Raw genomic sequence first — 7433 nt, 5'->3', positions numbered from 1 at the left:
GGAAAATGCTCCCTTCTGCCCTGTCAGCGTCCAGAGTCGTTCTGCAGCCGGGGAAACGTCGAGGTTCAGCAGGGCTTCTCCCCGTTTTTTTTCGCCGGAAAGGTGGAAGGTGGCCTGCGCCGTGGCCGATGCTTCCTGTTCTCCGCTCTGCACGTTGCGCAGGGTACCGGAAAGATCCGCCGACAGCTTTTCCGGAGAAAGCGCGGCCTCAAGCAGGAAGCGTACTTCCCCGTTCTGCCCCGTTTCTTCGGGAAGAAGAGCGAGAAGCCCCAGGTCGGAACCCTGCAGAGAAAGTGTTCCGTCCGCTTCCGGCGAAAACAGGGCCTTCAGGACGAGGGGCGGGCAGGAGATGTCGTCGCGGTTCAGGGAAAGGGAAAGTTCCGCACCGCTTCTTTCTGCCGAAGCCCGGGCTTCCAGACTTGCCGATACGCTTTTTCCCAGAATGTCTTCGGAAAGGGTGGCGCGGTTCACCTGCAGGCGTTCAAGGCGTATGCCGGGAAGCCATGAGGGCCAGTTGTGCAGCAGGTTTCCCGCGTCGGTCAGGGCCTGTTCCGGGCGGAACGGCGTCGAGGGCTCCTCGGGCGTATCCGAAGGCACAGGCTCAGGCAGGCGCAGAAGGCGCGGTTGCTCCAGAGTGATGTCGGCAACCACAAAGGCCTGCGGCATGGCCGACCAGTCCAGGGAAAGCGAGGCGCTCTCCGCTTCCAGCCATACGCCGTGTTCATCCGTGAGAAGGATGTGCGACAGGGCGGCCCGGGAAGGAAGCGGACCGTGGAAGGCTTCGATGCTTGCGCCCATGCCGCCGGGAAGCTGCGCAAGAGCGCTGTTCAGCGTGGCGGTGAGCCAGGCTTCCCCTTGTTCTGTTCTGAGGAATAAAAGGCCTGCTCCTGCCGTTGCCAGAAGAAGGATGAGCAGAGAAGCGAGGCTCCACGTGGCAAGGCGCAGCATGCGCCGGCCGCGCACCTTTTTTTTCCCTTCGGCGTGTTCCCCGGCGGAACGGGAGGGCGCAGGCTGTTTTGCGCTCATGTCGTCATGCTTGTGCTCGTTCATCAGAAGCTCTGTCCGATACTGATATAGACCTGATATCCCCTGTCGTCGCTTTTTTTATCCAGAGGAACGGCGACATCGAGGCGTACCGGGCCGATGGGCGTATAATAGCGCAGGCCTATGCCCGCACCCCACTGAAAGTCCTTGAGCAGGCTCGGCGTTTCCCCTTCGTACACCATGCCGCCGTCGATGAAGGGCACGATGCCTATGTTTTCGGTGACGCGGAAACGGGCCTCAAGGCTGACATCGTGAAACGATCTTCCGCCCCGGGGTTCGCCGTCGCTGTCCTTCGGGCCTATGGCCTGATAGGAATAGCCGCGCACGGAACCGCCCCCGCCGCAGTAGAAGCGCAGCGAAGGGGGAATGTTGCCCATGGAAACGCCGAGAAAGGAACCCACGGACGTTCTTGCCGCAAGCACCAGGGCGTCGTCATCAAAGGGGGCATAATAGCCGGACGCGGTCACCTTTGTGGAAACGCCGGAAAAATCTCCGTTGTAGTAACCCGTGGTAGGGGCGGCCTCCCACTGAAGATAGGTGCCCCGTTCCGGATTCATGATATTGTTCCGGGTGTCCCGCCGCAGGGTGAAGATAAGGCTGGCATAACGGTATTCATCCTGAGTCACCCGTGTGACGGAACCTTCTTCGCCGAAAAGCTTCACGCTCGCCCACCAGGTGGGGGAAATCCTGCGCTCCACGCCCGCGTAGGCGTTGAAGGCCGTGGTGTCGTAGGCGTTGGTATCTTCCCTGAGGTAGGAGGTGCCTGCCAGAAGCTTCTGATCGCGGCGGCCGAAGGCCGGTTTTTCAAAATCGGCCTGTATGCCGCGTTTATCCTGGGCAAAGGGAGCCTTCAGGGTCAGTTTTTCTCCTGCTCCGAAAAGGTTGCGGTGCTGCCATTCGCCCTGCAGACCCATGCCCGTATCCGTGGCATAGCGTGCGCTGGCGCTCACGGTGCGGAAGCTGGCTTCCCTCACATCCACCAGTACGGGGAGCTTCAGGCAGGAGGGTTCCTCCTCAAGCGGAACGCCCCGGTCGGCGGGAGCCGCCTTCACGTCCACAAAGCGGAACAGGCCCAGCGTCTGAAGTTCCCGGCGGTAGGCCTGAAGGCGCCGGTCATCCCAGGGTTCGCCCTGCCGCCAGGTCGTGAGCCTGGCAAGATATTCCGGTTCCACCTTTTTCGTGCCGCGTATCTCGGCTTTGCCCATCACGGCGGCCGGACCGGGGTTGATCACCACGTCGGCATTCAGCGTTTTTTCCACCTTGTTCAGCGTGTAGCGGGTGGAAGCCACGGCCGCTTCCGGATAGCCGGAACGGTGCAGCGCCTCAGGCACTTCTTCCACGGCGGCAAGCACGTTTTCCGCCACGGCGTTCTGTTTTTCATTCAGCCCGGGGAGGCCTTCGGGCGGAGGAGCGGGGCTGATCCCCGGAAAGGGCGGCAGAGGCGAGGGCGAAGGCTGGTAGGAAAGGTTTGTCGCGCCCATGTGGTAACGCGGACCGGGAAAAAGCGAGAGCGTGACGCGGGCCTGCCCGCCGGGGGTCTCCACTTCCGCAACATCGGCCTTTGCCGTCCCGTCGAAATACCCGAGAGAATGCAGGAGTTTCACCGCGGTCTGCTCGTCCGCGCGCGCCCTTCGCATGAGGCCGAGCATGCCGTCGGGCGGCTGATCCCTCAGCAGAATGAGCTGACTGTGCTTTTCCATGGAGGATCGGAGTTCTGCCGAACCTTCACCCTCTACATGAATATCCACGGCATAGCGCACGGGGTCGCTTTCAAAGAGAGGCGCGGAGGCCTCCTGACGTTCTGAGGCGTGGTTGATGAGTCCGCAGCCGGAGAGCGGGCACAGCAGAAACGATGCACCCAGCAGAAACAGTATCTGGCGGATAGTGAGGGACATAATGCAAGCTCTAGCATGGCCGTGCCCGACTTGCAAGAGAAGGAGAAAACGCCTGCAGGAAAATCATCTCCGGGCAAGGCGTGGTTCAGAAAAGGCCGTATCACCGTTGTGATCCGGGCAGATCTTTCATCATAAGAGAAGAGTCGGCATGAAGATACCTGATCGGGCCTGTCTGAGAAGGCACCTTTCCGGCATGCGGGGGGAGCGTTTTTGGGGGAAAGCATACGCTTCTGCAGATGCAGAAGCCGGGGAAGGGCACGGGGCTTGTGGGTGCAGGGCGCAGACAGGGCCTAGGCAAGGGACTGAAGAAACTGCCGGAGCCTCGGGTGCTGCGGATGTTCAAAGATATCCCGGGGGGAGCCCTGCTCAAGAATTTCGCCCTGATCCATGAAAAGCACTCTGTCTGCGGCTTCGCGGGCAAAGGCCATTTCGTGGGTCACCACCAGCATGGTCATGCCCTCTGCCGCCAGATTCCCCATGAGTTCCAGCACTTCCCCCGTCATTTCCGGGTCAAGGGCGGACGTGGGTTCGTCAAAGAGCATGAGGCGGGGATTCATGGCCAGGGCGCGGATAATGGCGACGCGCTGTTTCTGGCCGCCGGAAAGTTCGTCCGGGAAGGCGAATTTCTTGTCGGCAAGGCCTATGCGCGCAAGCAGTTCGTCGGCCATGGCCTCGGCGGCGCTTCTTTTCATGCCGCGCAGGCGTATGGGGGAAAGAATGAGGTTGTCCAGCACATTCAGATGCGGAAACAGGTTGAACGACTGGAACACCATGCCCATATCCTGCCGCATGCGGCAGATGTCGCATGTTCTGTCGTAGATATCCGTACCTTCCACCACGATCTGCCCCTTCTGGATGATTTCAAGGCGGTTGATGCAGCGCAGTATGGTGGACTTGCCGGATCCGGAAGGGCCGATGAGGAACACTTTTTCCCCTTCCATCACGTCGAGGGAAACATTGTGCAGGGCATGGAGGGAGCCGTAGCTTTTCCAGACTCCGCGCAGGGAGACAAGGGGAATTTTGGAATGACTCATGGCAGCAGGGGGAGAAAGGTCGGGGAACTGCCTTTTTGTGCTACAAGGCCCCTGCCGTGTCAAGAATGCCGGAAGACTCCGGCGCTTTTCGGGGAACCGCCCTGAGGCGGAAGGGACTTCTGTCCGCTCTGGACAGAACAGGCCGCCCGTGTATACTCCGCACAAAGAAAAGGAGAACGTATGATACAGGCCTTTGTCTGTCTGGGGTCCAACATGGGGGATGCGAAAGCCCATCTTGCCCGGGCGCGGGAGGAAATAGCCTCTCTTCCCGGGGTGCGCCTTGCGGCGGCCTCTTCCCTGTACAGCACGGAACCGCAGGGGAGGAAGGATCAGCCCTGGTTCTTCAATCAGGTGCTGCGGCTGGAATGCGGGGAAGGCGTGAGCGCTGTGCAGCTTCTGGACGCGCTTCTGGAAAAGGAACGCATGCTGGGCAGGGTGCGCGATGCCTCCGATCACTTCGGCCCCCGCGTCATTGATATGGATCTGCTTCTTTTCGGAGGGGAGGTCAGAGAAGGGGATGAACACCTCATCCTTCCCCATCCGCGCATGGCGGAAAGGGCCTTTGTGCTGGTTCCGCTGCTGGAAATAGCGCCGGATCTGGTCATGCCGGACGGGACGGAAGTGAAAAGCCTTCTGGAAAAGCTGCATTATCGGCTTGAAGGTTCCTCCATTTTTCAATAGATTCAAATCGTCCGCGCTGATCCCGCAGCGCTTTGCCAACGACAACTTCGCTCAGGAGAGAGTATGCTCATTAAAGTCGTCATTTTCGCCCTGGTCTGCTATGTCCTGTATCGTCTGTTCATGAACGACAACAAGAAAAGGGCCGAAAAGGAAGCCCAGCAGGAAAAAAAGCGCGTGGAATCGGGTGAAATGGTGCAGGACCCTGTTTGCGGCACCTATGTGGACAAGAACAGCTCCATCACCGTGCGCAACGGTGATCAGACGCTGCACTTCTGCAGCTATGAATGCCGTCAGAAGTATATCGACAAGTTCAACGAACAGCAGAAGCTCAACTGAGCCCGCAGCGGAAGCGGATTTCTTCCCGGGAAAGGCCGGGGAGCGTGACTCCCTCTTCCGCATGTTTTCTAAGAATGCAAAAAAGGCCCGGCATCTGCCGGGCCTTTTCCGATTAAAGGCAGTGTCTGCCCGCAGCCGTTAATGTGCTGCGTTTTTTTCTCTGAAGGCGCAGAACCAGCGCCGGTCCTTACCGACGGCGTAGTCCGTGGAGGCGACTTCCTCCCACGGCATGGCATATTCCGCCTTCAGGGGCTCCCTGGAAAGAAAGACAATGCAGCCGTTCTCCGTCAGGTGCCCCTGCACGAAGTCGAGCAGTTCCTTCCAGGGCATGAAGGCCCGGCTGACGATGAGATCGGCTTTTCTGCCTTCCATGAACTGTTCGGCCCGCCCCCGGAAGACATGGGTGTCTTTCAGAGGATGGCGTGCCAGCACGGTGGAAAGGAAGATGGTGCGCTTGTCGCGCGATTCCACCATCCAGTAGCTGCCGTCCTGCCATACCATGCGGAGCGGTATTCCCGGCAGTCCTGCGCCGGAGCCGAGGTCCCATGCCGAGGGCGCGGGGGGAAGAAGCGGGAGCACATGCTCATGCAGAAAGCGGGAAAGATGGAAGCTGTCCATGACAAGCTCGTCCAGCGCATCCCGCCAGTGCCGCGCACCCACAAGGTTCATCCTTTTGTTCCACTGCATGAGCAGGGAAAGGTATCCTGCCAGGTGCGCGCACTGTTCTGCACTCAGGGAGAACCCCTCCTTCGAGCACAGCGACTGTATCAGAGATGGGGAGCAGTCATCAGGCCTTGCCATCGGCAGCCGCCCATGCGTCGAAATTGTCCTTGATGAAGCGCACGATGGAAGCATGCTCTTCCTTGCCCGGGCCCTTGATTTCCAGCGCTTCGCCGAAGCGCACATGCACGGGAAGCTGCGGCTTGATCCAGCCCATGTCCTTGATGAGCGCGCCTTCTCCCCAGGCATCCGTCTTGAGCGCGATGGGAATGACGGGAACATTGGCCTTGCGCGCCAGTTTCACGCCGAGGGAGTTGAAGTCCTCTTCCTTCACGTCCTTCTTACGGCTGCCCTGGGTGAAGATGATGATGGATCTTCCCTCTTCAAGCAGTTTCCTGCCGCCTTCGAGCACGGTGACCAGATCTTCCCTGGGGTTGGCCCTGCCTATGGCCAGAGGGTCGCGCGCCGCAAGCACGGGCCCGAGGCAGGGGTAGTCGAGCAGGGACTTCTTCACCACAAAGGTCACATCCTTGCGGGGCTGTATGATGCAGGGCAGAAGGAAGGTTTCCAGCGTGCTCATGTGATTGGCTTCAAACACACAGGGGCCTTCCCTGTCGAGAGCCTCCACCCCTTCGATGATGATGGAGGTCCCCACCTTTTCCATGAGTTCACCCACAAGAAAGCTGTCGTACACCCAGCGTTCGGCGCTGTAGCTTCCGGCGGAGGCCACGCGGCCCGCCCTGTACATGATGCCCGCCAGGGAGAGATAGAAGCGAAGGGAGGGGAAACACGGCTTCGGATGTGCCTCCGAACGGTAATTGCGGGAAAAATGTCGTTCCATATATCCTTCCGGGAATGGTTCTTGGGTTATTTCTTGTCCACGGGCGCGGTGCGGCGGTGGCGTTTGTGCCATGCGTTGAGCCTCGGCTCGTCGCCCTGATCCTTGCTCTGGTAGTAGCGCCTTGCCACCACCGTTTCCGGCAGATAGTCCTGATCGACCCAGGCGCCGGGAAAATTGTGCGGGTACTGGTAATCCTTGCCGTAGCCCCACTGCTTCTGCATCTTGGTCACGGCGTTGCGGAGGTGCAGGGGCACGGGCTGTATGCCGGTGTTTTTAATTTCCCGCGTCACATTGTGATAGGCGGCATAGGTGGAATTGCTCTTGGGTGCCAGCGCCAGGTAGATCACGGTTTCCGAAAGCGGAATATAGCCTTCCGGCATGCCCACGAATTCCACGGCCTGCTGACAGGCCACGGCCATGGGCAGGGCATGCGGATCGGCCAGCCCCACATCTTCCGAGGCGGAAAGAATGAGGCGGCGGCAGATGAAGCGCGGGTCTTCCCCGCCTTCCAGCAGACAGGCAAGGTAGTAGAGCGCCGCGTCGGGGTCGCTGCCGCGTATGGATTTGATCATGGCGGAGGCCAGTTCGTAGTGACTGTCGCCGTCCTTGTCGTGCCGGGCCACGATTTCGGGCATGACCTTCTGCACTCCCGCAAGGGTGCGCTGCTCTTCCGGCAGGGAAGACACATATTCCACAAGGTTGAGCAGACTGCGCGCATCGCCGTTGGAAAGCGCGCAGAGAAATTCCAGCACGTCGTCAGGGAAGGAAACTCCCGTTTTTTCCGTGCCGCGCCGCGCAAGGGAAAGCAGATCATCCCGTCCCAGGGGCTTCAGGCGCAGAACATGGAGCCGTGAAAGCAGCTGCTTCGTCACACTGAAGGAG

At 60.0% G+C, this 7433-nt stretch carries 7 protein-coding genes and 1 pseudogene; 2 read left to right on the top strand and 6 right to left on the bottom strand.

The features are described from left to right. The 3 genes from Q0K07_RS12570 to Q0K07_RS12560 all read right to left on the bottom strand — a co-directional run. A partial coding sequence (locus tag Q0K07_RS12570; RefSeq protein WP_294559695.1) for a hypothetical protein occupies positions 1-1050 on the bottom strand: 1050 nt, incomplete at its 3' end. After that, complete coding sequence (locus Q0K07_RS12565) at positions 1050-2939, bottom strand: autotransporter assembly complex family protein (RefSeq protein ID WP_294559693.1); 1890 nt, start codon at positions 2937-2939, stop codon at positions 1050-1052. The genes Q0K07_RS12565 and Q0K07_RS12570, both read right to left, overlap by 1 nt. Positions 2940-3229: 290 nt before the next feature. Then, positions 3230-3973, bottom strand: a complete 744-nt coding sequence (locus tag Q0K07_RS12560) for an amino acid ABC transporter ATP-binding protein (RefSeq protein WP_294559691.1) — start codon at positions 3971-3973, stop codon at positions 3230-3232. Positions 3974-4153: 180 nt separating this feature from the next. Between Q0K07_RS12560 and folK the strand changes: the two genes are divergently transcribed. Both folK and Q0K07_RS12550 read left to right on the top strand, forming a co-directional pair. Continuing rightward, complete coding sequence (gene folK / locus Q0K07_RS12555; protein ID WP_294559690.1) at positions 4154-4654, top strand: 2-amino-4-hydroxy-6-hydroxymethyldihydropteridine diphosphokinase; 501 nt, start codon at positions 4154-4156, stop codon at positions 4652-4654. Between the two features lie 63 nt (positions 4655-4717). Further along, on the top strand, positions 4718-4990 hold the full coding sequence (locus tag Q0K07_RS12550) for a transcriptional regulator (RefSeq protein ID WP_294559689.1): 273 nt from the start codon (positions 4718-4720) through the stop codon (positions 4988-4990). A 240-nt stretch (positions 4991-5230) separates the two neighbouring features. On the opposite strand, the pseudogene rsmG reads toward Q0K07_RS12550, so the two are convergent. From rsmG to Q0K07_RS12535, 3 genes and pseudogenes are all read right to left on the bottom strand, one after another. After that, positions 5231-5701, bottom strand: a pseudogene (rsmG, locus tag Q0K07_RS12545) (16S rRNA (guanine(527)-N(7))-methyltransferase RsmG); the annotation flags it as partial. A gap of 76 nt (positions 5702-5777) precedes the next feature. Next, the gene (locus tag Q0K07_RS12540; protein ID WP_294559687.1) at positions 5778-6551 is read right to left on the bottom strand and encodes a 1-acyl-sn-glycerol-3-phosphate acyltransferase; all 774 of its coding nucleotides are present in this window, start codon (positions 6549-6551) and stop codon (positions 5778-5780) included. 26 nt (positions 6552-6577) lie between these two features. Further along, on the bottom strand, positions 6578-7433 hold an 856-nt coding region (locus tag Q0K07_RS12535), incomplete at its 5' end, for a replication-associated recombination protein A (RefSeq protein ID WP_294559685.1).

Source organism: uncultured Mailhella sp., from assembly GCF_944324615.1.
Lineage (GTDB): Bacteria > Desulfobacterota > Desulfovibrionia > Desulfovibrionales > Desulfovibrionaceae > Mailhella.
The sequence above is the reverse complement of the archived record's forward strand: the minus strand, read 5'-3'. Positions and strand labels throughout refer to the sequence as shown.